Annotated in this window: 19 protein-coding genes and 1 tRNA gene; 1 reads left to right on the forward strand and 19 read right to left on the reverse strand. The window is 52.3% G+C overall.

The features are described from left to right. Window positions 1–297 precede the first annotated feature (297 nt). The 19 genes from ACH6EH_RS13520 to ACH6EH_RS13610 all read right to left on the reverse strand — a co-directional run bounded on the left by ACH6EH_RS13520 (window position 298) and on the right by ACH6EH_RS13610 (window position 22,794). On the reverse strand, window positions 298–1,533 hold the full coding sequence (locus tag ACH6EH_RS13520) for a LysM peptidoglycan-binding domain-containing protein (protein WP_397332701.1): 1,236 nt from the start codon (window positions 1,531–1,533) through the stop codon (window positions 298–300). A 168-nt stretch (window positions 1,534–1,701) separates the two neighbouring features. Beyond that, a complete protein-coding gene (locus tag ACH6EH_RS13525; protein WP_397332702.1) occupies window positions 1,702–2,610 on the reverse strand; it encodes an RluA family pseudouridine synthase in 909 nt (302 codons plus the stop codon). Further along, window positions 2,607–3,902, reverse strand: coding sequence for a glutamate-1-semialdehyde 2,1-aminomutase (gene hemL, locus ACH6EH_RS13530; protein WP_208203348.1), 1,296 nt, complete (start codon window positions 3,900–3,902; stop codon window positions 2,607–2,609). The genes ACH6EH_RS13525 and hemL overlap by 4 nt, the downstream gene beginning before the upstream one ends. Window positions 3,903–3,957: 55 nt before the next feature. Continuing rightward, window positions 3,958–4,959, reverse strand: a complete 1,002-nt coding sequence (gene hemB, locus ACH6EH_RS13535; RefSeq protein WP_138225058.1) for a porphobilinogen synthase — start codon at window positions 4,957–4,959, stop codon at window positions 3,958–3,960. A gap of 24 nt (window positions 4,960–4,983) precedes the next feature. Beyond that, window positions 4,984–6,537 carry a uroporphyrinogen-III C-methyltransferase gene (gene cobA / locus ACH6EH_RS13540; RefSeq protein WP_397332703.1) on the reverse strand — a complete coding sequence of 518 codons (1,554 nt, stop codon included), beginning with the start codon at window positions 6,535–6,537 and terminating at the stop codon, window positions 4,984–4,986. 6 nt (window positions 6,538–6,543) lie between these two features. After that, entirely contained in the window at window positions 6,544–7,500 is a 957-nt protein-coding gene (gene hemC, locus ACH6EH_RS13545; protein WP_397332788.1) for a hydroxymethylbilane synthase, read from the reverse strand. Then, on the reverse strand, window positions 7,500–8,129 hold the full coding sequence (locus ACH6EH_RS13550; RefSeq protein WP_397332704.1) for a precorrin-2 dehydrogenase/sirohydrochlorin ferrochelatase family protein: 630 nt from the start codon (window positions 8,127–8,129) through the stop codon (window positions 7,500–7,502). Before ACH6EH_RS13550 ends, hemC begins: the two co-directional genes overlap by 1 nt. Before the next feature lie 27 nt (window positions 8,130–8,156). Then, window positions 8,157–8,990, reverse strand: a complete 834-nt coding sequence (ccsA, locus tag ACH6EH_RS13555) for a cytochrome c biogenesis protein CcsA (protein ID WP_397332705.1) — start codon at window positions 8,988–8,990, stop codon at window positions 8,157–8,159. 14 nt (window positions 8,991–9,004) lie between these two features. After that, on the reverse strand, window positions 9,005–10,414 hold the full coding sequence (gene hemA, locus ACH6EH_RS13560; protein ID WP_208203351.1) for a glutamyl-tRNA reductase: 1,410 nt from the start codon (window positions 10,412–10,414) through the stop codon (window positions 9,005–9,007). A gap of 281 nt (window positions 10,415–10,695) precedes the next feature. After that, a complete protein-coding gene (gene speD, locus ACH6EH_RS13565) occupies window positions 10,696–11,094 on the reverse strand; it encodes an adenosylmethionine decarboxylase (protein WP_138225054.1) in 399 nt (132 codons plus the stop codon). 345 nt (window positions 11,095–11,439) lie between these two features. Then, on the reverse strand, window positions 11,440–12,027 hold the full coding sequence (locus tag ACH6EH_RS13570) for a non-ribosomal peptide synthetase module (protein ID WP_397332706.1): 588 nt from the start codon (window positions 12,025–12,027) through the stop codon (window positions 11,440–11,442). Window positions 12,028–12,209: 182 nt separating this feature from the next. Beyond that, window positions 12,210–12,797 carry a ribosome biogenesis GTP-binding protein YihA/YsxC gene (gene yihA / locus ACH6EH_RS13575; protein WP_138225052.1) on the reverse strand — a complete coding sequence of 196 codons (588 nt, stop codon included), beginning with the start codon at window positions 12,795–12,797 and terminating at the stop codon, window positions 12,210–12,212. A gap of 17 nt (window positions 12,798–12,814) precedes the next feature. Beyond that, window positions 12,815–15,151 carry an endopeptidase La gene (lon, locus tag ACH6EH_RS13580; protein WP_138225051.1) on the reverse strand — a complete coding sequence of 779 codons (2,337 nt, stop codon included), beginning with the start codon at window positions 15,149–15,151 and terminating at the stop codon, window positions 12,815–12,817. Window positions 15,152–15,235: 84 nt separating this feature from the next. After that, window positions 15,236–16,963 carry an ATP-dependent protease LonB gene (lonB, locus tag ACH6EH_RS13585; protein WP_397332707.1) on the reverse strand — a complete coding sequence of 576 codons (1,728 nt, stop codon included), beginning with the start codon at window positions 16,961–16,963 and terminating at the stop codon, window positions 15,236–15,238. A gap of 160 nt (window positions 16,964–17,123) precedes the next feature. Continuing rightward, entirely contained in the window at window positions 17,124–18,233 is a 1,110-nt protein-coding gene (gene ispG / locus ACH6EH_RS13590) for a flavodoxin-dependent (E)-4-hydroxy-3-methylbut-2-enyl-diphosphate synthase (RefSeq protein WP_138225049.1), read from the reverse strand. Window positions 18,234–18,353: 120 nt separating this feature from the next. Beyond that, a complete protein-coding gene (clpX, locus tag ACH6EH_RS13595; protein WP_138225048.1) occupies window positions 18,354–19,613 on the reverse strand; it encodes an ATP-dependent protease ATP-binding subunit ClpX in 1,260 nt (419 codons plus the stop codon). A 14-nt stretch (window positions 19,614–19,627) separates the two neighbouring features. Next, window positions 19,628–20,218: an ATP-dependent Clp endopeptidase proteolytic subunit ClpP gene (gene clpP / locus ACH6EH_RS13600; protein WP_397332708.1), complete on the reverse strand. Its 591-nt coding sequence runs from the start codon at window positions 20,216–20,218 to the stop codon at window positions 19,628–19,630. A 282-nt stretch (window positions 20,219–20,500) separates the two neighbouring features. Further along, window positions 20,501–21,826, reverse strand: a complete 1,326-nt coding sequence (gene tig / locus ACH6EH_RS13605; protein ID WP_397332709.1) for a trigger factor — start codon at window positions 21,824–21,826, stop codon at window positions 20,501–20,503. Between the two features lie 140 nt (window positions 21,827–21,966). Further along, window positions 21,967–22,794, reverse strand: coding sequence for a hypothetical protein (locus ACH6EH_RS13610; RefSeq protein WP_397332789.1), 828 nt, complete (start codon window positions 22,792–22,794; stop codon window positions 21,967–21,969). Window positions 22,795–23,104: 310 nt separating this feature from the next. Here ACH6EH_RS13610 and ACH6EH_RS13615 point away from each other — a divergent pair. Next, window positions 23,105–23,178: transfer RNA gene (locus ACH6EH_RS13615), tRNA-Arg, on the forward strand. Window positions 23,179–24,026 lie beyond the last annotated feature (848 nt).

Raw genomic sequence — 24,026 nt, forward strand, 5'->3', positions numbered from 1 at the left:
ACTCCGCTCTCTTTAGGCCACACATCCTACTCTTCCCGCTCCTCGTTGATGATGGTATGGGGTTATTGCTTTTTGAATTTGGATATAGATACTATAACCTTTTTAAGGCATGACCGTCAATCTTTGCAGGTACCGCCGCTGTGAGAAAACGGCAGGGCCGCTTTATGACGAAGCAGCACCGAATTAAACCGTCCTAACACAGCAAAAAGCTGTTCCCCACCAGGCATAAAAATCCCCAGGGAAACAGCTTCTAATAAGCAACTGCCGCATAAGCATTCCATCAACGGTTCAGGCCAGCTACGGGATGTACAAAATTTGCCCCTCTTCAACACTCTGCTCCGATAAGCGGTTATATAGCAGCAGCTCGCGCGGACTCAGCTGGTAGCGCTCTGCAATGCCCTCCAGCGTCTCTTCCCTCTGCACAATGCATAAACGAACCTTTCGAAACGGCGTTTCTTCCTGCCGTGCTCCCAGGAACAAGGACTTCCATTGCACGTCCTCTCCTGCTTGCCGCTCAGGCTCATTCGCTGCAGGCTCTTCCGCAGGAATGGAAGCCGATTCTCCTTCCGAAGTCAGACGGCCGGGATGCAGCAATGAGGAGAAACCTGCACTGCCAGCACTGCTAACCGTACTGTTTTTGCTGCTGAAGGCCACCTTAAGCTCCGGCTTCGCGGGCACTTCTTCCTCCTGCAGCTCTGCGCTTTCCGGAATGCCTCCCTCCAGCGCGATCGTTTCCGGCTGTTCAGCCTCGGTTTCCAAGATATCTGGAGTATGTTCTACAGTCTCCGCAGCCTGCTCCGGCTCGGCGGTTTCTTTCTCATCCTGCCTTTCTTCGTCCTGAAGCTCCTCCGGCCAGCCGGATTGCTGACGCTCAAAGCTCCATACACTAGGCACCGGCGCTGCAGCGTCAGCCTGAGTGCTCTCTGCCGTCAGAGGACTGGAGTCCGCCTTTGATTCGTTTGTGGTCTCTGCCGCCCCTCTCGGGACAGCCTCAAGCTCAGGCTCCGCTGCTGCAGGCTCGTTCACTGCCTCAAAAGAATTGGCCGTATACACCTCCTGTAAGGCTTCGCGGCGTGCTTCTTCCTCCTGCTGATGCGGATCTGCAGGAGCATGTACGACCGAAATTTCTTCATCCTGCCAGGCTTGGTCGCTGCCGTAGCCCTGCACCCCGCCTTGGATTCCTTTTAAGGACAACACGCCGGTAATGTTTAACCCTCGCTTGGACAGCACATCAACATCAAAATTCTCAATCTCGACGGCAATGTCCTCCAGCGAGGAAACCCGATTCATCGGAACCGTGATCTCAACGGGAATCCAATGCTCCAGCGGCTCGGTTTCCTGCTCCGGGGTGTCCCCCTTGTACAGTCCGGCTAACAGCAGATGACCCCGCAGGGCAGCTTGCTCTCCCTGGTGAATCACCTGGATATGAGGAATCAGTTCAGCCTCCTCCAGCTCTTCAATTCCCGGCAGATCTTCCGCTAAAATGATGCGCTCGTAAATATCAAACCGCAATCCGTAGGACTGGTCGAACACGGGAATGTCCTCCTTTTTGGCGTATACTATCCGCGGCAATTCCGCGGCATGAGCCCGTTATGGTCACTCCCTTAATCTATATGCCGTGAACGGGCGGGCATGCCTGTTTTGAGCGAGATGGAAGCCAGAACATAAAAAAAGACCGCCGCAGCGGTCTCAAATCATCATTCATCTCTCCTGCTGAACAAGCTCCTTCAGCTCCATTAAATCCTGCGGCCAGGGTGCCTCCAGAAGCAGCTCTTCTCCGGTTAACGGATGCCTGAAGGAAAGCTCCGCTCCATGAAGCGCCTGACGCTGGAAGCTGCCAAACGAGGCACCATACAGCGGATCGCCCAAAATAGGATGTCCCATATGGCTTAGATGCACCCGAAGCTGGTGGGTCCGCCCCGTCTCCAGACTCAAGAACAGGAGGCTTGCTTGCCGATACGGCTCTACCGAGAGGATTCGCGTCACGGCATGCTGTCCGGTCAGTGATACTCTGCGCCGCTTGGGATGATGCCGGTCTTTGCCGATAGGCAGATCAATAACCTTCAGCTTGTGAGACACGACTCCCTGCACCAGTGCAGCATATCTGCGTACGATTTCTTTGTTCCGCATCGCCTCATCCAGCTTCAGGAGAGCAAATTCATTCTTGCCGTACAGCACCGGCCCCGTGGTATCCTTATCCAGTCGATGGACATGACGGACAGCGGCCTTGGTGCCATGGGTATGAAAATACCAGGCTACCGCGTGATTCAAGGTCAGCTCCGAGCTCGAGGAGTCCGGATGGACTGCCATCCCGGCCGGCTTGTTGACCACCAGGCAGAAATCATCCTCATACAAAATGTCGAGCTCTGCGCACCGCGGCTCAATCCCGGCCGCAACGGCAGGAAACAGCTGCAGACGGAGACGGTCTCCGCGCCACTGAAGCGCACCCTCACTTCTCAGGCGGCGTATCAGCTTCTCAGGCATCCCGAGCTGCTCCTTGAGCCAAGCCTCCGTTGCCGATTCACGGTCACTTGCAGCCGTTAGCACCTTGCCGGGTGTCAGCTCCAGCCATTCGCCCCGGCGCAGCCAGGCGCCTTGGTAGAGGCTCACAGGCTTTGCAGCGCGCGGTAGTTGGCTTCAATAGTAGCGTCAATATCCTCCACGCTGTGCGCAGCCGAAATGAACATGCCTTCAAACTGGGAAGGAGGTACACTGATGCCCTCATGCACCATACCGGCAAAGTATGATGTGAATCTCGACAAGTCGCTTGTCTTCGCGGTGTCGAAATTTACGACCTCCTTCTCCGTAAAGAACGGACATACCATCGAACCTACCCGGTTAATCGTCAATGGAATGCCAAGCTCCCGGCTATTGCGCTCGAAGCCGGCTTGAAGACGTGCTCCCCGCTCTTCAAGCTGGGCATATACTTCAGGGGTAAGCAGCGACAGTGTCGTATACCCGGCTGCCATAGCCAGCGGATTGCCGCTCAACGTCCCGGCCTGATAGATCGGCCCCGCCGGTGCGATCTGCTCCATAATCTCTCTGCGGCCGCCGTACGCGCCTACAGGCAGTCCACCGCCAATGACCTTGCCAAGGCAGGTCAGGTCCGGTGTGACTCCGTAACGACCCTGCGCACAGTGAAGGTCTACCCGGAAGCCGGTCATCACTTCATCGAATATGAGCAGGCTGCCGTACTGGGAGGTCACCCTTCTCAAGCCTTCCAGAAAGCCTTCCGCCGGCGGAACGACACCCATGTTGCCCGCCACCGGCTCCACAATAATAGCGGCAATTTCTTCTCCGAACCGCTCAAACGCCAGCTCGATAGACTCCAGATCGTTGTAAGGCACGGCGATCGTGTTCGTAGCTACCGATTCCGGAACGCCCGGACTGTCCGGCAGCCCTAGGGTTGCAATGCCTGAGCCGGCCTTGATCAGAAGACTGTCGGCATGACCATGGTAGGAGCCTTCGAATTTGATAATTTTGGTACGTCCGGTATAGCCTCTCGCCAAGCGAATTGCGCTCATGGTCGCTTCCGTCCCGGAATTGACCATTCGAACTACCTCAATCGACGGTACCCGCTCACAGACGAGCTTCGCCATCTCGGTTTCCAGAAGCGTCGGCGCACCAAAGCTCGTGCCTTTTACTGCCGTATCCCGCAGGACATCGACAACGGCAGGATGCGCGTGCCCCATAATGAGCGGACCCCATGAGCCTACATAATCAATAAAAGAGTTGCCATCAATGTCATACACTCGGCTGCCTTCGCCGCGATCCATATAGATGGGCGTCAAGCCTACCGATTTAAAAGCCCGGACCGGACTGTTCACACCACCCGGGATGTATTGCTTCGCTTCCTCAAAAGCATTACGCGATGCTTCTTCCTTGCGTTGGTGTTGATTCATTTCAATTCACTCCTAACTGTCTGGAAGACGATTTGTGCCATTCATGCCAAGCCTCTTAACGCTGACGGAGCCAGCCTGCTGCCTGCTTGGAAAAATACGTAATGATCATATCCGCACCCGCGCGCTTCATGCCGGTCAGTTTTTCCATAACGATCGCCTTCTCATCAATCCAGCCCTGCATCGAGGCTGCCTTGACCATGGAATATTCTCCGCTCACATTGTACACCACCAGCGGCAGGTCGAACTGATCCCGAAGCTGGCGAACGATGTCCAGATAGGCGAGGCCCGGCTTCACCATCAGCATATCTGCACCTTCAAGCACATCGGTCTCTGCTTCCCGCAGTGCTTCACGGCTATTAGCCGGATCCATCTGATACGTCTTCCGATCGCCAAACTGCGGAGCTGAATCCGCCGCCTCCCGGAACGGGCCGTAAAATGCAGAGGCATACTTGACCGAATACGACATGATTGGAATATGCTCAAAGCCCTCTTCATCCAGCGCCGATCGGATGGCCTGAACAAAGCCGTCCATCATATTGGATGGAGCTATAATGTCCGCCCCTGCCTTCGCCTGGGAGACGGCCGTTCGCGCAAGCAGCTCCAGCGATTCATCATTCATGACATCTCCGCACAGCTGTCCCTCACGTTCATAGGTGTGCACCATGCCGCAGTGACCGTGATCCGTAAACTCACATAGACAGGTGTCGGCAATGACCATCAGATCCGGATACCACGACTTGATCAGACGAGTCGCCTCCTGGACAATGCCCTGCTCGTCAAAGCCTGAGCTGCCCACCTCGTCCTTACTCTCCGGAATGCCGAACAGCAACACTGCCGGGATTCCCAGCGCCGCAATTTCATCCACCTCTGGCTTCAAGGTGTCCAGTGAAAAGTGATACACACCCGGCATGGAAGATATTTCATTCTTGATTCCGCTGCCGTGTGCAACGAATATCGGCTGGATCAAATCCTCCACATGAAGTACGTTCTCGCGGACCATACTGCGAATCGCAGCAGTCCGGCGCAGACGGCGATGCCTTACTATCGGAAAACTCATGTCCAATCCCTCCATAGCTATATGTTAATCCCGAAATCGTCTCGGTTCATCTTTGTTCCACTCACAGAGTGCCTCTACCAGGCTCTCGATGGTCGCTTCCTTAGCGAGAACGGATACTTTCAGTCCCGCTTGCTGAGCCGTATCGGCCGTAATCGGTCCAATACAGGCGGCAGCTGCGCCCTCCAACAGCTGAACCGGGCTTTGGACACCCATGCGCTCCAGCATCGCCAGCAGATGAGTCACCGTGGATGAGCTGGTGAAGGTCACCGCATGAATGCCGCCTTCCTGCAGCAGCCGCAGCAGCTCCTCATCTTCCTCCTCGGGCATCACTGTCTCATAGATCGGAAGATCCGTCACCTGGAGCCCCATGTCTCGCAATTGGTTGGGAAGCCAGTCTCGGGCCAGATCACCCCGGGGGAGCAGCACCGCCTGTCCAGGCTGCAATTCCCCGGCAAAGGCGTCAATCAGTCCCTCAGCCTGGAAGCGGCTTTCCAGCACCTCTGCAGCAATACCCCGCTCGCGAAGCGCGGCTCCCGTTGCCGGGCCGACTGCGGCAATCCGTGCTCCCGCGAGAGACCTGATATCTTGCCCGGAAGCATTAAGATGGCGGAAGAAATACTCTACTCCATTCACGCTTGTGAAAAACACCCAAGCATACGTCTGAAGCTGCTCCAGAGCGCGACTGATTTCCTGCAGCTTGCCGGGTGAAGGCATGACCGTCTCAATGACCGGAAATTCATACGGCTCTCCACCCAGCTCTTCAATCCGCTTCACAAGCAGACTTTCCTGCTTCCGGGAACGGGTTACCAGAATGCGCTTGCCGAACAACGGAAGCTGCTCTGACCATTTTAAGCGGGAGCGCTGGTGTACAACTTCTCCTACCACAATAACAGCAGGAGGCTCAAACCGCAGTGCGTTCACCTTCTCTTCGATATCCTGAAGCGTTCCGACCAGGGTATCCTGCTCTGCCCTCGTTCCCCAGCGGATCAAGGCTACGGGCGTTTCCGGCGGCTTGCCATGAAGCATCAGCTGACGACTGATGTAACCGATCTTGGCAACGCCCATCATAAAGATGAGCGTTCCGGTTGCATGAGTCACCTTGTCCCATTGAATCATTCGGTCCAGCTTGTCCGGGCTTTCATGGCCGGTAATAATCGATAAAGATGAGGCCAGATCCCGATGGGTTACAGGAATCCCGGCATACGCAGGAACACTGATCGAAGAAGTAATGCCGGGTACAATCTCGAAAGGGATTCCGTGCTTATATAACAGCTCGGCTTCTTCCCCAACGCGTCCGAAGATCGTGGGATCCCCTCCCTTGAGCCTTACCACCGTCTTCCCCTCCAGGGCCAAATCCACCAGCAGCTGGTTGATTTCCACCTGCTTCATGGTATGGCGATCCGGAAGCTTGCCGACATAAATCTTTTGTACCCCCGGCTGCAGCCACCGTAACAATCGCGGAGAAGCTAACCGGTCATAGACAACGACATCGGCCTGTTCCAGACAGTCCTTCCCTTTCACCGTAATCAAACGCGCATCGCCCGGTCCAGCTCCGACCAGATAAACCTTCCCCGTCATGCTTCTTCATCCCCTAACTTGTGACAATATCTCCTCGGCACCGCCAGATTTCAACAGATCTGCAACCTGGATGCCTAAGCTATCCGGCTCCACTCCCATAGAGCTTTCTTTCAAGATGCGCTCCCCGTCCGGCGAGCCGACCATTCCAGTCAATTGAATGATTCTTTGTTCCTCCTGCGCATGTCCCTCCGGGGCGTCCATCCAGACCGCATGCGCGCCGATCGGCACCTGGCATCCGCCGTTCAGCTCATACAAATATCTGCGCTCCGCTGCGACCGTTTGCGCTGTATCGTCATCATTGTAGAGCTTCAGCAAGGCCAGCAGGTCTTCATCCTCTGTCCGGCATTCAATGCCGAGCGCGCCTTGGCCTACCGCAGGCAGGCAAATATCAGTGGGAATATATGATGTAATTACATCCTCCCAGCCCATGCGTTGCAGACCGGCTGCCGCCAGAATAATCGCTTGGAATTCTCCGTTCTGAAGCTTTCGCAGGCGTGAATCAATATTCCCCCTGATCCATTCAATCTGCAGATCCGGGCGATACGCCTTCAGCTGGCTCGATCTTCTCAGGCTGCTTGTCCCTACCTTCGCGCCTTCAGGAAGCTCATCTAGGCTGCCCGCAATATGAGAAATCAGGCAGTCCCGAGGGTCCTTGCGTTTCGGTACCGCTCCTGTGGTCAAGCCCTCCGGAAGCACGGACGGCATGTCCTTCATGCTGTGCACTGCCATATCAATGCTGCCATCGATCAACGCCTGCTCGATTTCCTTAACGAACAGACCCTTCCCTCCAACCTTGGACAGCGTCACATCCAGGATGCGGTCGCCTTTGGTCACGATTTTCTGCACCTCAAATGTATATTCAAGCCCATGCTCCTTACACAGCCGGGTCAAATCGTCGATCACCTGTCCCGTTTGCGTAAGTGCCAGAGCACTCTGTCTGCTTCCCACTACGATGGTTCTCATCATTCCGCCTCCTGATTGTCTGTAATCCAGTCTTGTATTTGCGCCGGAGTCCAGGGAATAAAATCTCCACGCTCAATGTCAAGCCATAGATCCTGTTCATGTATAGCCCGCATCAGGCGATGCCGCTCTGAAGGGGTCTTCACCTGCTTCTTGATTCCCTGACGCAGCTCATATAGAAACTCCAGATAAAGATCAAAGGAGCTGCCGAGCTCACTCTCTAAATGCCGGCATAGCTGAACAGAAGCGAGTGGGCCCGCCCCTGCTGTAGTTACGGCAAGCGTCAGCCGCCCCCGCCGGAGCACCGCCGGGCTGATGAAATCACCAGCCTCTCCATGATGGGCTATGTTTACCAGCGTTCCGAGGCTTCTTGCTTCCTCCGCAATCAGGTGGTTGACCTCTTCATGCTCTGTAGCCGCATATACCAGAAATGCGCCCTCCAGATCTCCAGGCTGATAAGCCCGCTCACTCCACCTCACGCTGCCTTCATCAGCCATTGCTGCCAGACGGGGCGTCACATCAGGACTAATAATATGTACGGAGGCACCGGCCTGCAGAAGGCTGCTCGCCTTTCGTTCCGCAACCGCTCCTCCACCTGCAATGACGCAGGACTTTCCTTCACAATTCAGCATTACCGGAACGTATCGGACCAAACCCCATTACACCCCCGACCATCCATGAAATCCCGACCAGGCATTCAGCAGAAAGTTAATAACGATAAAGACAAGGCCGATCAAGGCCCATCTCGCTGTTTCCAGCCCCGATCTGCGCTGAATCGTCCGTCTTACAAAATAATTCAGATATACGCAGAGCACAATAAAGGTCGTTATCACTTTCAAATCCCAGAGCAACGACAGCTGCCCTTCCTGAATCAACGAGATAACCGCAATCGTTAGAGACAGCACGAGCAGTAAAATCCCGAACAGAATAGCCGCATAGGAATAGCGGTCAAGCATTTCCAGACTCGGGAGCCTGCGAATGAGGCTGTTCCATTTCTTCGTTTTGAGCCTGCTGTGCAAAAAGAGATACATCCCCGCAAAGGCAGCCCCCACCATAAGGGCGGTAAAGCTGACGCTTGCCAGTGTAATATGCAGCACCAGCAAGCCCTTCACCGAGCTCCACATGCCCCACATTTCCATCGGCTTGAAGCCTGTCGTAATGATCATGCGGTTAAACACGGTGACACAAAAGCCCGCTATGCCGAGTATGACAGGAGCCAGGTCTGCCCTTTTCATAAACGTTATGACCAGCGAGGTCAATGTCAGACTCAACGAACAGAATAGCAAAAAGTCGAAGGTTGTCAGCACTGGCAGCGCTGAATCCCCGACCAGCCTCACGCCCGTCACCAGCAGCTGCACGGCAAAAGCAACGGCAAGAAGCCCCGCGCCGGTCCGCTTTGCTGTCCGATTGCGATGGACGCAATCCGAAATGTAAAACAGTAGGCTCAGGGCATAGATATAAATGCCAATATCATACATATAATTGAGCGGCATATGTCTTCACCGCCTTACAGAACAGCTGGAGCAAAAGGAGCCTGAATACTCTTGCGCTCCTTCACCAGCGGATCGTCCTTACGGACAACAGTGTCATTTTCCTTCACCTGTGCCTGAACCGGAGTCTTCCGCTTTGCCCCCTGCTCCTGCTCGTGAACCAGATCCTCCAGGGCAAAAATCTGGGTGAAATACTCCAGTGCCTCCGGAGCTTGCTTACCGCCTGTCATCTCCTTGATCCGGTTGATGGGATCATGCATCATCTGATTCACGATGCTCTTCGTCAGGCGCCGGATGACCTTACGCTGACGGTCGTCCAGCTCGGGAAGCTTGTTAAACAAGCTTTCCAGCGTCTCTTCATAGATGCCGGTAGACTTGTCTTGAAGAGCGCGGATCGCAGGTCTTACACCAAGCGTCTTCAGCCATTGATAGAAATTGGCCATCTCTTCCTCAATCATCCGCTCGATCTTCACGGCTTCCGAACGCCGCATTTCGAGGTTGCTCTCCACGATTCCTTCCAGATCGTCAATGTCGTACAGAAATACGTTCTCTACGTCTCCGACAGAAGGATCAATGTCACGCGGTACCGCAATGTCAATCATAAACAAGGGTTTGGCCTTCCGCTTCATCATGCTCTGCTTGACGAGCGATGGACCCAGCACATAATCATTGGCTCCAGTAGAGCTGATGATAATATCTACTTCACCCAGACGGCTCATGGCCTCCGTCATCGTGCAAGGAGTGCCCTTGAAGCGATCAGCCAGCTCTTCAGCGCGAGCCAAAGTCCGGTTTGCTACAATCACCTCGGCAGCACCATTGGCATAAAGATGCTTTACCGTCAGCTCACTCATTTTGCCGGCGCCAAGAATCATGACCTTCTTATGGTGAAACGTGCCGAAAATCCGCTTGCCCAGCTCCACCGCTGCATAGCTGACCGAAACAGCACTCTCTCCGATGGAGGTTTCTGCGTGGGCTTTCTTGGCAAGCGTGATCGCCTGCTTGAACAGCATATTGAACCAAGTGCCTGTCGCCTTCTCCTCTTGAGCTTTCAGGAAGGCATTGCGGACCTGACCGAGAATCTGAGTTTCTCCGATCACCATGGAGTCCAGGCCGGAGGTTACTTTAAACAGGTGTGAGATCGCCTGTTCTTCTTCGTATATATATAAGTGTTTTGTAAATTCCTCACGCGGGATGCCAAACCACTTCTCCATAAAGCTGCGAATAAAATATCCGCACATATGAAGACGGTCAACCACCACATAGATTTCTGTCCGGTTGCAGGTGGCGACAACGACGCCCTCCAGTACGCTCTTGGTCGATTTCAGCTGTGCAAGCGCCTCAGGGAGATCCTGCTCCGCGAAGGCAAAACGTTCTCTGACCGCAACAGGCGCCGTGCGGTAATTCAACCCAACAACGACGATGTGCATGGATGTTCACCTGCCTAATAAATGATGTATTCCAGATCTTTTATAGCCATAAATAATTATATCATAGTATGTCGAATAGGCTTGTTGCTTTTATGAAATGTTTATGAAATCGCCATCTTCTTCATCTGCTGCCTAAATGCACTGATCTTCCTGTACTATTGTGGTATGTTTCAAGCCAAGATATGCAAGGGCAGGGAAATGGTCAGATCTGCTGCAGATTCCATAAAATAAATAACCATGGAATATTCCATGGTTATTTCTATACACATTTGGATGGTGATTTACACCAGTTCAGCCTGCTTCATATCAGGAGTTTCGACCTTCATCTCGCCCAGTCCGCGTACAAGCTTCTTGGCGTAGCATTTCTCAGGTTTCAGTGCGGATACCAGGTAATCAATGGCCAATTGCGGATCCACTGTTTCTCCGCAGGTATAACAGTCAATCGCAGCAAAACCTCTCTCAGGGTAAGTATGAATAGAGAGATGGCTTTCCGACAACAGCACAAGCACCGTTGCACCTTGTGGTTCAAATTGCTTGGACTGTACGGACAGTACCGTTGCTCCGCAGGCTTCAGCAGCTTCCACCATCTGAGACTGCAGGTATTCCGCATTGTTCAGTAGTTCGAAGTCAACTCCCCAAGTATCAACAGCAACGTGTCTTCCGAAAGTAGAGTATTCCATCTTCCGGTTTCCCCCTTCCTAGGAATAAAATGTTTGAAAAATTTCATCCGCTAGGACCTACGTCATTCACTTCCCGAGGGAATAATCTCTCGCAACATTACATGTCCTGAGTGAATCCTGGTTCCTATATTCTTTTCAACGAGATTAAAAATAACATCTATGACGGCGAATTGCAACACATTTCTTGAAAAAAGAAGAGATAAATATTTTACAGACCAGCATATGAATATTCATGGTTCCTTGCTACACCGTCCATTAAAATTAACAAAACGCGTCAGAAAGTCAGAAATGTCTTTACATGGTCAAAGAAAATGCCCTGCGGTAAGCCGCAAGGCATGGTAAGTGTTAGGCTTCTAATATGAATAAGCGATGATTATAAAGGCGTAGCTGCTCATCAATGTTCTGGGTATGTGTTATGGATGTAGACTTCAGCCGCTCATCCAACAGGGCATTCACCCGGTCCTGGATGACCTTGATCTCGATTTCTGCTGCGTGACTCTGAAACAGACGCTCCAGCTCTCCGGCTGTATCCTTGTGCTCATACACCAGGCTGCATTCTCCGTCTGCCAATTGGGCGATCCGTTGTACCGTGCCTTCATGGTAGTCATAGCTCATCGTAAATCCTCGGTAAATCCGGTTAACCCGTCCGCTGCCCTTGAATGCCGCAAACAGCTTGCGGACCTCATTGGTCAGTTTAGGGTTTACCAGTCGGCACGATAACTCACAGACATACATGCCATTTCTGCGCTCAAAAGGCAAATGAACTTCTTCCCCGCTTTCATCTTCGAGCATGATTGCATGCCCTCCGCCTTCTAAGACCCCGACCCGCATTTGCAGGGTGGAACCTCTCTTTCCTTGGAGGAATTGATCCATTTGAACATCCGTCATTTGCATGGTGGCGTTAACATATTCTGTGGCTATCTTATGAGCCATAAAAATCTCCTCAATTCTTTTAACAATCCTTAGGTCCATTATACAGCAGACGCCAAAGATTTTCTTGTGATTGAACGGAGATTATTCATCATATTTCATAAAAAAACGCTTTTAGGTTCGTTTTACGCAGGGATTTCAGCGACTTCCTTCAAATCCTACTGAAAATTCACCGTATCCCTGCCCTATTCGTGAATATGGGACTGAATAATACTCCATAATTCATCTTTACCCATCCCCGTCTCCGATGAAAACATGACCAGCTGATGATCCTTTCGAAAGCCCAGCGTTTCTTTCACAACCTTGATATGCTTCTGCCACCGGCTGCGCGGAATTTTATCCGCCTTGGTCGCTACCACACAGATCGGGCGGTCATAATGCTGCAGCCAATCATACATACTGACATCATCCTTGGAAGGCGGATGGCGAAGATCCACGACCAGCAGCACCAGCTTGAGCACATCGCGCTCCAGCATGTAACGCTCAATCATGGCTCCCCAGGCGGCACGCTGGGTCTTGGACACTTTGGCGTAGCCATAGCCCGGAACGTCGACGAAATAAAGGCCATTTTCAATCCGGTAGTAGTTCAGATGCTGGGTTTTGCCTGGCGTTGAGCTTGTCCGGGCCAGGTTCTTTCTCGTGATCAAGGTATTGATCAAGGAAGACTTCCCCACATTGGAACGCCCTGCCAGAGCAATCTCTGGCAAGGCGTCATCAGGATACTGTTCAGGTCGGACAGCGCTGATTACAAATTCGGCTTGATTAACTTTCATATGCAGTAAATTCCTCTCTAGTGCAGTCCCGCCTGTTCAACAAGCGCGTGCTGCAGCACTTGATCCATGTGAGATACCGGAACAAACTCCACATCATTCTTTACACTGTCCGGTATTTCACGCAGATCGCGTTCATTGTCTTTAGGGAGCAGAATCTTCTTGTAGCCTGCACGGTGAGCTGCCAGGGATTTCTCCTTCAGCCCTCCGATCGGCAATACCCGTCCGCGCAGGGTGATTTCTCCCGTCATCGCCACAGCGCGGTTGACGTGGCGCTTCGTTAAAGCGGAGATGAGTGCAGTCGCTATTGTAATGCCGGCTGAAGGTCCATCCTTCGGGATCGCTCCCTCCGGAATATGAATATGGACGTCTAGCTTCTCATGAAAGTCATCTTGAATCCCGAGCTCTCCGGCCTTCGAGCGCGTATAGCTGAAGGCCGCTTGAGCAGATTCCTTCATAACGTCTCCCAGCTTGCCGGTCAGGGTCAGTTTACCGGAGCCCGGTACGACTGTAACCTCAATGGTTAGAGTGTCTCCGCCGACCTCGGTCCAGGCCAGCCCCGTTACGCTGCCGATCTGATCCTCTAGCTCAGCCATGCCATAGCGGAATTTCGGTACACCGAGGTATTCCTTGATGTCTTCTGCTGTTATTGTAATGACACCTGGCTCACTTGTCACGATCTTCTTGGCTGTTTTGCGGCACAGCGCTGCGATCTGCTGCTCCAGGTTACGCACGCCCGATTCCCGGGTATACTCCCGGATCACCTTCAGCAACGCGTCTTCCTCCAGGTGCAGCTGGTCCGGCTCCAGGCCATGATCCCGCTTCTGCTTCGGCAGCAGGTAGCGCGTGGCGATTTGCTGCTTCTCAAGCTCAGTATAGCCCGGGATATACAGTACCTCCATCCGGTCCAGCAGCGGACGCGGAATCGTATGCAGGGCATTGGCTGTCGTGACAAACATCACCTGGGACAGATCGAAAGGAAGCTCAACAAAATGGTCACTAAAAGTGTTGTTCTGCTCCGGATCCAGCACCTCCAGCAAAGCTGAAGCCGGATCTCCCCGGAAATCGCTGGCCATCTTATCAATCTCATCCAGCAGGAACACCGGATTTCTGGAGCCTGCCGTCTTCATGCCTTGAACAATACGTCCCGGCATGGCTCCTACATAAGTCCGGCGGTGACCGCGAATTTCGGCCTCGTCCCGTACGCCGCCCAGGGAAATACGAACAAACTTCCGCTCCAGTGAACGGGCGATGGAGCGCGCGAGGGACGTTTTACCTACGCCGGGAGGTCCGACCAGACAAAGAATGGGACCCTTCAGCTTTTTGACGAGCTTCTGCACGGCCAAATACTCTAGCACCCGCTCCTTCGGCTTCTCCAGTCCGTAGTGATCCTCATCCAGCACCTGCTCCGCCTTCTTGATGTCAAGATCATCCTCGGTTTCGGACGTCCACGGCAATGCCAGCAGCCAGTCCACATAGTTGCGGATTACTCCACCTTCTGCGGAGCTGGCAGGCATTTTTTCCAGACGGTCGATTTCCTTCTCCACCTTCTCGCGGACAGCCTCCGGCAGCTCCAGGTCCTGCAGCTGGCTGCGCAGCTCCTCAACCTCACCGGTGCGGCCTTCCTTGTCTCCGAGCTCCTTCTGGATCGCTTTCATCTGCTCCCGAAGGTAGTACTCCTTCTGCGTCTTCTCCATCTGCTTCTTAACGCGCTGGTTAATCTTCCGCTCGAGCTCCAGCACTTCCCGCTCATTATTGAGAATATCCAGCAGCTTCTCCAGCCGCTTACGTACATCAATCGTCTCCAGGATCTCCTGCTTATCCTTGATCTTCAAAGACAAGTGGCTCGTAATGACATCGGCCAGACGTCCGGGCTCATCAATGTCCGATACCGCGGCGAGCGTCTCCGGCGTCACCTTTTTGGAAAGATTGATATAATTCTCAAACTGGCTCAGCACCGTCCGCATGAGAGCGGAAACCTCGAAATCATCATTCTCTTCCTCCGGCAGCTCCCGTGCCAGAACCTCATAGAACTCCTCGTTGTCCGTATATTCTATAATTTCCGCGCGCTCCATACCTTCAACCAGAACTCGTATGGTCCCGTTCGGAAGCTTCAGCATCTGCCTTACGTTGGCGATCGTGCCGATTCTGAATATGTCTTCCTGCGTAGGCTCTTCAATGTTCACTTCGGATTGAGAACAGAGGAGAATCAGATTATCTTCCACCATCGCCTTCTCCAGGGCCTTTACCGATTTCTCCCGCCCTACATCCAAATGAAGCACCATGCTTGGATAAACCAGCAGTCCTCGTAAAGGCAGCAAAGGAAAACGACGATCTTTCGACTTATGGGGTCCCATCGCTTTCACACCTCCAATGGCTCTCAATGTTGACACGAATCTTATTTTATCAAATGTTCATATAAAAAACCAACGGCGCGTCGCCTAACAGCCTCCTGCGTCTGTCACCTGGTTTGGACGCTGTACCGACGCCTGAAGCAGGGATGCAGCGGACGGAGGAAAGACCTCCACTGCCGGCTGATGGAGCAGCTCCCGCGCCGCCTCTGCGCCAAAAATGTGTGCAAACACTTCATCCACCGTCTCCACCGGAATAACCCGCAGTCCGTCCAAATCCTCAAACAGGCTCTGCCAGTTGTCCTTCGGAATAATGACCGTAGTGGCACCAGCCTGAAAAGCCGCCTCCACTTTGGCAATGACGCCGCCAATCGGCTTGACGCTGCCATGAATACTGATTTCTCCGGTCATGGCGGTTTTGTTGTCTACCGGAATCCCTTTGATCGCAGATACGATGGCTGTAGCCATTGCAATGCCTGCCGAGGGGCCGTCAATCGGCGTGCCGCCCGGAAAATTAATATGCAGCTCATACGCTTTAGGCTGAAAGCCCATATAGCCCAGAACGGTCAGCACGTTCTCGATGGAGCCCTTCGCCATGCTCTTGCGGCGCAGCTTCCGTGAGCCTCCTCCGAGCTCCTCTTCATCCACGACGCCTGTAATATTATATGTTCCGGCGCCTTTTTCGGCACGTACAGCAGACACCTCAATCTCCAGCAGCGCTCCCATATTGGGACCGTACACCGCAAGCCCGTTGACCAGCCCGATCTGCGGACGCTCTGGCACCTTGCGATCCGGGCGCGGCTGCAGCTGGCTGCTGCTGGCCACCCACTCGACGTCGGCAGCGCGAAGCGCATCCCTTTTTTCGGACATCGCAATGCCGCCTGCCATCTGAATCATATTCACAGCTTCCCGGCCGTTCGTGCAGTACCGCTTAACCACTTCCACCGCTTCCGGCGATGGCTGCAGTCCAATCTTCTGAATGGCATCCTCGCCGATCCGGCCGATCTCCTCCGGCAGCAGCGGACGGAAAAATATTTCCATACAGCGGGAGCGCAGCGCCGGCGCAATCTCCTCCGGGGAGCGGGTCGTCGCCCCGACAAGACGGAAGTCCGCTGGAAGTCCGTTCTGAAAAATATCGTGGATGTACGCCGGTGTGTTGACATCCTCCGAGTTGTAGTATGCGCTCTCCAGCAGCACTTTACGATCCTCGAGTACTTTTAACAGCTTATTCATCTGGATCGGGTGCAATTCGCCAATTTCATCCACAAATAAAATACCGCCGTGCGCCTTCGTCACCGCACCCGGCTTGGGCTGCGGAATGCCTGCTACTCCCATTGCCCCGGCGCCCTGGTAAATCGGGTCATGCACCGAGCCGATCAGCGGGTCGGCAATACCCCTTTCATCGAATCGGGCTGTGGTAGCATCAATCTCTGTAAACTTGGCGTCAAATTTAAAGGGTGACTGTGGATTTTTTTTGGCTTCCTCCAAAATTACCCGTGCTGCCGCCGTTTTACCCACTCCCGGCGGACCATATACAATGACATGCTGAGGATTGCCGCTGCACAAAGCAGCCTTTAAGGCGCGCAGCCCGTCCTTCTGGCCCACAATATCGTCCATACTTTGCGGACGCGTCTTCTCTGCCAACGGCTTGGTCAGCGAAATGGAACGCAGCTTGCGGAGCTTATCTAGCTCCTTGCGCGATTCCCGGTCTACTGCCGTTTTACTGTTTTTTTGGCCTCGCAAAAGATTCCAGAAATAGACTCCGATGATCACAGCAAAAAACAATTGAATCATCATAATGATGATATTCAGATTCATGAGCACTTCCTCCTTTGTACTTTCAAAACAACAGCTTTTTATATGGTAGTATTGCCTGAATATTTGAAAGTAAAAGTAAACCAACTCATCAAATCTGTGAAAGCATAAAAGCCGCCTGAACCGGCGACTCCCGATTCAGGCGGCTATCTATGATGGCTGCTTACACACCCAATTTATGCTTGCGTCCCGGAATTTCTCCGGTTTGTTCATATACGGTAACGATATGGTCAATTTCCTTCTTCAGTTCCTCAACCATCGTCTCTTCCGGTACTTTGCGAATCATTTCTCCATAGCGGAACAGCAGGCCTTCGCCCCGTGCTCCGGCAATACCGATATCGGCTTCCCTTGCTTCGCCTGGGCCGTTTACGGCACAGCCCAAGACAGACACCTTAATCGGAACCTTCAGCTTGGAAATATACTCCTCCACCTCTGCGGCGATCGAGAACAGATCAATATCCAGCCTTCCGCAGGTTGGACAAGAGATCAGTGTTGGCGCATCAGAAATGAGACCGAAGGTCTTGAGCAGCTCTCGCCCTACCTTGATTTCTTCTACAGGATCTGCGCTGAGCGAGATGCGCACCGTGTTCCCGATGCCCATAGCCAGCAGCGCCCCCAGCCCGGCCGCACTCTTCACGGTGCCGGAGAACAGCGTCCCTGCTTCGGTAATTCCCAGGTGAAGAGGATAAGGAATGACCTCCGCAGCCTTGGTGTAAGCCGCAATAGCCATCGGAACGTCTGAAGCCTTTAAAGAAACAATAATGTCGTGGAAATCCAGCTCCTCCAAAATACCGATATGGTACAGGGCGCTCTCCACCATTGCTTCCGGAGTCGGATAACCGTACTTCTCCAGCAAATGGTTCTCCAGAGAGCCAGCATTAACACCGATTCGAATAGGAATACCCTTGGCTTTGCAGGCTTTGACTACCTCTTCCACCTTGGAGCGCTTACCGATATTGCCCGGGTTAATTCGAACCTTATCAATCCCGTTCTCAATTGCCAGAAGCGCGAGCTTGTAATTAAAATGAATGTCTGCCACTAACGGAATATGAATGCGCTTCTTGATCTCCTTGATCGCTTCCGCCGCTTCCTCATTGTTAACGGTGACCCGGACTACCTGACAGCCCGCTTCCTCCAGACGAAGAATTTCGGCAACGGTTGCTTCGACGTCCGCAGTTTTGGTCGTGCACATGCTTTGGATAACGACTTCGTTACTCCCGCCAATTGTGAGATTCCCCACTTTTACGGGCCTGGTGTCCTGTCTCAAAAACATGGATCAATCTCTCCCATAGAACGGCAAAGCTCCACTCCTCAACTCGGCGTAGTAAATCGTTGCCAAGAGTGGAAGTGGAGAATTGTCGTTTAATTGATTGTCAAGTGAGGGGCGCCCGGATTAGGCGCTCTCTTCCTGCTTCTTGTCACTGCTGCTTTGCAGCTCCGGCACAACCTTGTCCTTCACGACCTGCTCTGTAATGACACAGTCTGCAATATCGTCACGGGACGGCACCTCGTACATAACCTCCAGCATAATGCCTTCGATAATGGAACGCAGGCCGCGGGCTCCGGTATTACGCTTGATCGCTTCACGGGCAATGGCCTCCAGCGCTTCCTGCTCGAACTTCAGATTGACGTTATCCAGCTCCAGAAGCTTCTGGTACTGCTTCGTCAACGCATTCTTCGGCTCTGACAGGATACGAACCAGGGTCTGCTCATCCAAAGGCTCTAGGGTAGAGATTACTGGAAGACGACCGACAAACTCCGGAATCAGGCCAAATTTCAGAAGATCCTCCGGCAATGCCATCGTCAGGTACTCGCCAGCCTTGAGCTCCTTCTGACCTTCCGTCGTAGTGGCATTAAAGCCAATGACCTTCTTGCCGATCCGGCGCTTGATGTACTGCTCCAGGCCATCAAAGGCACCGCCGCAAATAAACAGAATGTTCGTAGTATCAATCTGAATAAATTCCTGATGAGGATGCTTGCGGCCACCTTGAGGCGGAACCGATGCGACCGTACCCTCCAGAATCTTCAGTAGCGCCTGCTGTACACCTTCCCCGGAAACGTCCCGGGTAATAGAAGGATTCTCGGATTTACGGGCCACTTTATCAATCTCATCAATATAGATGATGCCGCGCTCCGCCTTCTCTACATCAAAGTCCGCAGCCTGAATCAGCTTCAGGAGGATGTTCTCTACATCTTCCCCTACATAACCCGCTTCAGTTAGCGAGGTAGCATCCGCAATAGCAAAAGGTACATTCAGAATCTTCGCCATCGTTTGAGCAAGCAGGGTCTTACCAGAGCCTGTAGGTCCCAGCAAAAGAATGTTACTCTTCTGCAATTCTACGTCCTCAATCTTACTCTGGGTGTTGATGCGCTTGTAATGGTTATATACAGCGACAGCAAGAGATTTCTTGGCTGCTTCCTGTCCGATTACATATTGATCCAGAATTCCACGGATTTCCCGCGGCTTCGGAATATCCTTCAGATCTACTTCTTCTTCATGCCCCAGCTCTTCCTCTACGATTTCGGAGCACAGGTCGATACACTCGTCACATATATAAACGCCGGGCCCAGCTACCAGCTTGCGCACCTGCTCCTGCGACTTCCCGCAGAAGGAGCATTTCAGCTGCCCTTTGTCATCATTGAATTTAAACATCTTATTACCACCTCTTAAGATTTAATCGGCGAAGACAATACATCATCAATAATCCCGTAGGATTTGGCTTCTTCCGCACTCATGAAAAAGTCACGGTCTGTATCGCGTTCAATTTTTTCAAGGGTCTGTCCTGTCCGCTCCACATAGATCTGGTTCAGCTTCTGTCTCGTCTTGATGATCCAGTCAGCGTGGATTTGAATATCGGAGGCCTGGCCTTGAATGCCGCCCAGCGGCTGGTGAATCATGACCTCACTGTTCTGAAGCGCATAGCGTTTGCCCGGCGCTCCCGCCGTTAACAGAAGTGAGCCCATGCTTGCTGCCATACCTACACAAATCGTAGACACGTCAGGCTTGATAAATTGCATTGTATCATATATACCCATACCGGCTGTCACAGAACCACCGGGTGAATTGATGTACAGATGAATGTCTTTCTCCGGATCCTCGGCAGCCAGAAAGAGCAGCTGAGCCATCACCAGATTCGCTACATCATCATCGATCGCATTGCTGAGGAAGATGATACGATCCTTTAGCAGCCGGGAGTATATGTCATACGAACGCTCTCCCCGACTGGTTTGTTCCACAACCATAGGCACAAGACTCATGCGACCAACCTCATTTCCTTGAAAAATTATACTTCAGCGTTACAAAAGATATTCTAACATGTTCAACGTCTCATGTCATTTTTTAACCATGTATACATTGTATGAACATGCCGCTCAAAATATCCTGATCGAAAACTTGCAATATGTATGGAGCTGCTGCTGTCAATAGATGACCAATTGATGTCATATTTAGTATGTTTTTGGATGTTAGAGGGTAGAAATAAGGCACGTCTTTATACAAAGCACGTGCCTCATCGTATCCTTAACTGCGATAAGCAGTTCTTATTCTTCTGTGGACTCTTCTTCTTTCGGTGCTGGAGGACCCTCAACGCTGTTCTCGATCAGGAAATCAATCGTCTTGCGGAGAACCAGCTCTTCACGCAGGTTGTCCAGGGAACCGTTCGCGGAAAGGATGCTGCGGATTTCTTCAACCGGACGCTTGTAGGTTTCAGCCATGTTGCCAAGCTCCTCGTTGATTTCTTCTTCGCTCACTTCCAGGTTCTCTTCCTTCGCGATTTGCTCCAGAACCAGGTTGTTACGAACGCGCTTCTCAGCATCGTCCTTCATTTGACCTTCCAGATCGGACTTGGATTGTCCGGAGAAGCTCAGGAACATATCCAGGTTCATACCCTGCTGACGCAGACGGTTGTCGAAGTCACGCATCATGTTCTGTACTTCGGACTGAATCATCGCTTCTGGAATTTCGATTTCTGCATTGGCAGACGCCTTCTCCACAGCTTCGTTCTCACGAACGCCTTGAGCATCTTGCTCTTTACGCTTCATCAGCTGGGATTTCAGGTCAGCCTGGTATTCTTCCAGCGTGTCAAACTCGCTGACGTCTTTAGCGAATTCGTCGTCCAGCTCTGGCAGCTGCTTACGCTTGATTTCATGTACCTTCACCTTGAAGACAGCGACTTTACCTGCAAGCTCTTCAGCATGATACTCTTCTGGGAAGGTCACCTCTACGTCCTTGAAATCGCCAGTCGCCATGCCAATGACCTGCTCTTCGAAGCCAGGGATAAAGCTGTTGCTTCCTAGCTCCAAGGAATAACGCTCAGCTTGTCCGCCTTCGAAAGGAACACCGTCAACCGATCCGTCGAAATCAATAACCGCGATGTCGCCGGACTCTGCTTGTCCTTCTTCAAGAACAGCCAGCTCCGCATGACGCTCCTGCATACGCTTCAGCTCTTCGTTCAGCTCGTCCTCTGTAACCTCTACAGGTACAGCGGCAACCTCGATCCCTTTGTAGTCGCCCAGCTTCACTTCAGGCTTCACAATTACTCTCGCCTTGAATTTGAAGGACTGACCCTTGGAGAATTGCTCAATATCAATTTCAGGACGGTCTACAGGGAAGATGTCTGCTTGCTCTACAGCTTCGCCGTACACTTCAGGAAGAAGGATATCGATGGCATCCTGATACAGGCTTTCCACACCGTAACGTGCTTCAAAAATCGGCCGTGGCACTTTACCTTTACGGAAACCAGGTACGTTCGCTTTCTTTGACACTTTATTAAAAGCCTTGTCAAGCGCAGCCGCGACGCGGTCCGCTTCTACCTCAACGTCCAGAACGCCGAGATTCTTCTCTATTTTTTCCCAAGTTGCTTTCATTTATGCTTTCCCCTCCAAAATTCACGTGGTCGGCGCAGATCAAATCTCACGTCCCGAATAACCACTATAGTATAAACAACATTAATTCCTTTTTCAAGGGTAAACCCTTGCAGACGGTAAGAGGAAGCGTTTCCTCTGCCCTAATTCTCCATTCCTGCGGATACAAACTGGCGGATCGCCCGGCATGCCTGCTCGTAGCGGAAGCGCATCGTGTCTGTCACTCCATACGCGGAGCGGATGCTCTCTTCGTCCCGAACGCCCTTCAGGCTCTCCGATACCGTATCTTGAAGGGCGGCCGCCCAGATGTCAAGGGTCGATTCCTCATTATCCAGCATGGAATAATAATCCTTGGTCCCGTACACCGCCATAATAAACTGCGACCACAGCTCCTGCGCAAAATAATACAGCGTCGGCTCATGCACTTCTGTCTTCTCCGCAACCCGCTCCAGCACCTGCTGGATGACCTCCGGATATTCACCGGGGCCCAATGGAATATGCTCTACTTCCACGCTCACGGTCTCGCTGCCACGGATCAGAGACACCGTTCCGGTCGCGCCTCTTCGTCTCATGGTCTGCAGCACTCTGAACTGCAGCAGCGGATGCAGCGGCCGTTCCTTCATCCACGCCGCCAGGGCATCATCCACTTCCGGCCGGTCCAGATAAGCCAGCTGCTCCAGCGCCAGCACGGTCTGTTCCGTCAGCGGACCATTCATCACTGTATCCAGGAGCTTATCTGCGTATCCTGCATCCTGCGCCATTTTGTCCTGGACCATGCGCCTGGTCATCTCGGCTTCATCTCCATCTTCTTCAGGGTCATCACCGCTGCCTGCATCTGAGGATGGAAAAGCCGCCTCCAGCCACTCCAGCAAGGCCTGCCACTCTTCATAGTGGCGTTGATCCTGCCCCTCGCAGCGAAGAAGAAAGGCGAGCAGCTCCTTGGCTTCCCCGTACCGCTCGTTCTCAAGCATCACGGTCAGCTGAATCTGGTAGTAATCCAGGGTTTTGGGGAACAGAATAACATTTCTTGCGTCTTGGTCTGTGGAGTTGGAGTCCTTTATAAGGACACCTCCTTTCGCACCGATTTCATATTTGTTGATTATAGCATAACCCTGATCGCTAAAAAAATAAGGCCTGCGAGGTGAGCATCCCGATGTGATGATCTCAAATTATAACGGTGATCCGCATGCCTATTTCCAGTTACAATTACCACAAAGCTGAAATAAAGGTTGAACTCACTTTCTGTTTATGATATTATAATTTTTGCTTGAAAAAATACGTGTCCCAGTAGCTCAGCTGGATAGAGCAACGGCCTTCTAAGCCGTCGGTCAGGGGTTCGAATCCCTTCTGGGACGTACATAGAGAAACCGCCCTCGGGCGGTTTTTTACGTTTCAGAGGGATAAGAACCCCGTTGGTTCGTCGAAGCTGACGCTTCGGAAGCATATTCTTCGCAGTCCGTCTGCAACATGCTGTTGTGTTCGGTTTTTCGCACACATTCGCCTCTTACACCATTTACTGCACCATTGTGTTCGGTTTTTCGCATTCATTCGCCTCTTGCGCCATTTACTGCACCATTGTGTTCGGTTTTTCGCATTCATTCGGCTCTTGCGCCATTTACTGCACCATTCTGTTCGGTTTTTCGCATTCATTCGGCTCTTGCGCCATTTACTGCACCATTCTGTTCGGTTTTTCGCACACATTTGCCTCTTACACCATTTACTGCACCATCGTGTTCGGTTTTTCGCACACATTCGCCTCTTACACCATTTACTGCACCATCGTGTTCGGTTTTTCGCATTCATTCGGCTCTTGCGCCATTTACTGCACCATTCTGTTCGGTTTTTCGCATTCATTCGGCTCTTACGCCATTTACTGCACCATCGTGTTCGGTTTTTCGCATTCATTCGCCTTTTACGCTATTTACTGCACCATTATGTTCGGTTTTTCGCATTCATTCGGCTCTTGCGCCGCTCTCGACACCCATCGTATTCGGTTTTTCATACACATCTCACTACTTCACCCCACGCGTAGTTTGCTGGATCTAATGACACGATTGATGGTCAAACTGAAAAGTTTCGTATGGTCTCAGAGCTGTGGATGGTCGAAGCCGCTGTGCGATTTTTTTGCATCCGAAAGGGATAAGAGGATTTTGGGTTCCCATGCTTTTCCAGGCTTTTATAGATTTAACCTATAAGATGGATA

Origin of the sequence: Paenibacillus sp. JSM ZJ436 (assembly GCF_044383795.1) — a bacterium.
Classification (GTDB): Bacteria; Bacillota; Bacilli; order Paenibacillales; family Paenibacillaceae; genus Paenibacillus_AQ; species Paenibacillus_AQ algicola.

What these genes read in the sequence shown, in the direction of transcription:
- hemL (WP_208203348.1), bottom strand. Translation starts at nt 3,902, where the DNA reads ATGAATCAACACCAACGCAAGGAAGAAGCATCGCGTAATGCTTTTGAG.
- hemB (WP_138225058.1), bottom strand. Translation starts at nt 4,959, where the DNA reads ATGAGTTTTCCGATAGTAAGGCATCGCCGTCTGCGCCGGACTGCTGCG.
- cobA (WP_397332703.1), bottom strand. Translation starts at nt 6,537, where the DNA reads ATGACGGGGAAGGTTTATCTGGTCGGAGCTGGACCGGGCGATGCGCGT.
- hemC (WP_397332788.1), bottom strand. Translation starts at nt 7,500, where the DNA reads ATGAGAACCATCGTAGTGGGAAGCAGACAGAGTGCTCTGGCACTTACG.
- ACH6EH_RS13550 (WP_397332704.1), bottom strand. Translation starts at nt 8,129, where the DNA reads ATGCTGAATTGTGAAGGAAAGTCCTGCGTCATTGCAGGTGGAGGAGCG.
- ccsA (WP_397332705.1), bottom strand. Translation starts at nt 8,990, where the DNA reads ATGCCGCTCAATTATATGTATGATATTGGCATTTATATCTATGCCCTG.
- hemA (WP_208203351.1), bottom strand. Translation starts at nt 10,414, where the DNA reads ATGCACATCGTCGTTGTTGGGTTGAATTACCGCACGGCGCCTGTTGCG.
- speD (WP_138225054.1), bottom strand. Translation starts at nt 11,094, where the DNA reads ATGGAATACTCTACTTTCGGAAGACACGTTGCTGTTGATACTTGGGGA.
- ACH6EH_RS13570 (WP_397332706.1), bottom strand. Translation starts at nt 12,027, where the DNA reads ATGGCTCATAAGATAGCCACAGAATATGTTAACGCCACCATGCAAATG.
- yihA (WP_138225052.1), bottom strand. Translation starts at nt 12,797, where the DNA reads ATGAAAGTTAATCAAGCCGAATTTGTAATCAGCGCTGTCCGACCTGAA.
- lon (WP_138225051.1), bottom strand. Translation starts at nt 15,151, where the DNA reads ATGGGACCCCATAAGTCGAAAGATCGTCGTTTTCCTTTGCTGCCTTTA.
- lonB (WP_397332707.1), bottom strand. Translation starts at nt 16,963, where the DNA reads ATGAATCTGAATATCATCATTATGATGATTCAATTGTTTTTTGCTGTG.
- ispG (WP_138225049.1), bottom strand. Translation starts at nt 18,233, where the DNA reads ATGTTTTTGAGACAGGACACCAGGCCCGTAAAAGTGGGGAATCTCACA.
- clpX (WP_138225048.1), bottom strand. Translation starts at nt 19,613, where the DNA reads ATGTTTAAATTCAATGATGACAAAGGGCAGCTGAAATGCTCCTTCTGC.
- clpP (WP_397332708.1), bottom strand. Translation starts at nt 20,218, where the DNA reads ATGAGTCTTGTGCCTATGGTTGTGGAACAAACCAGTCGGGGAGAGCGT.
- tig (WP_397332709.1), bottom strand. Translation starts at nt 21,826, where the DNA reads ATGAAAGCAACTTGGGAAAAAATAGAGAAGAATCTCGGCGTTCTGGAC.
- ACH6EH_RS13610 (WP_397332789.1), bottom strand. Translation starts at nt 22,794, where the DNA reads ATGCTTGAGAACGAGCGGTACGGGGAAGCCAAGGAGCTGCTCGCCTTT.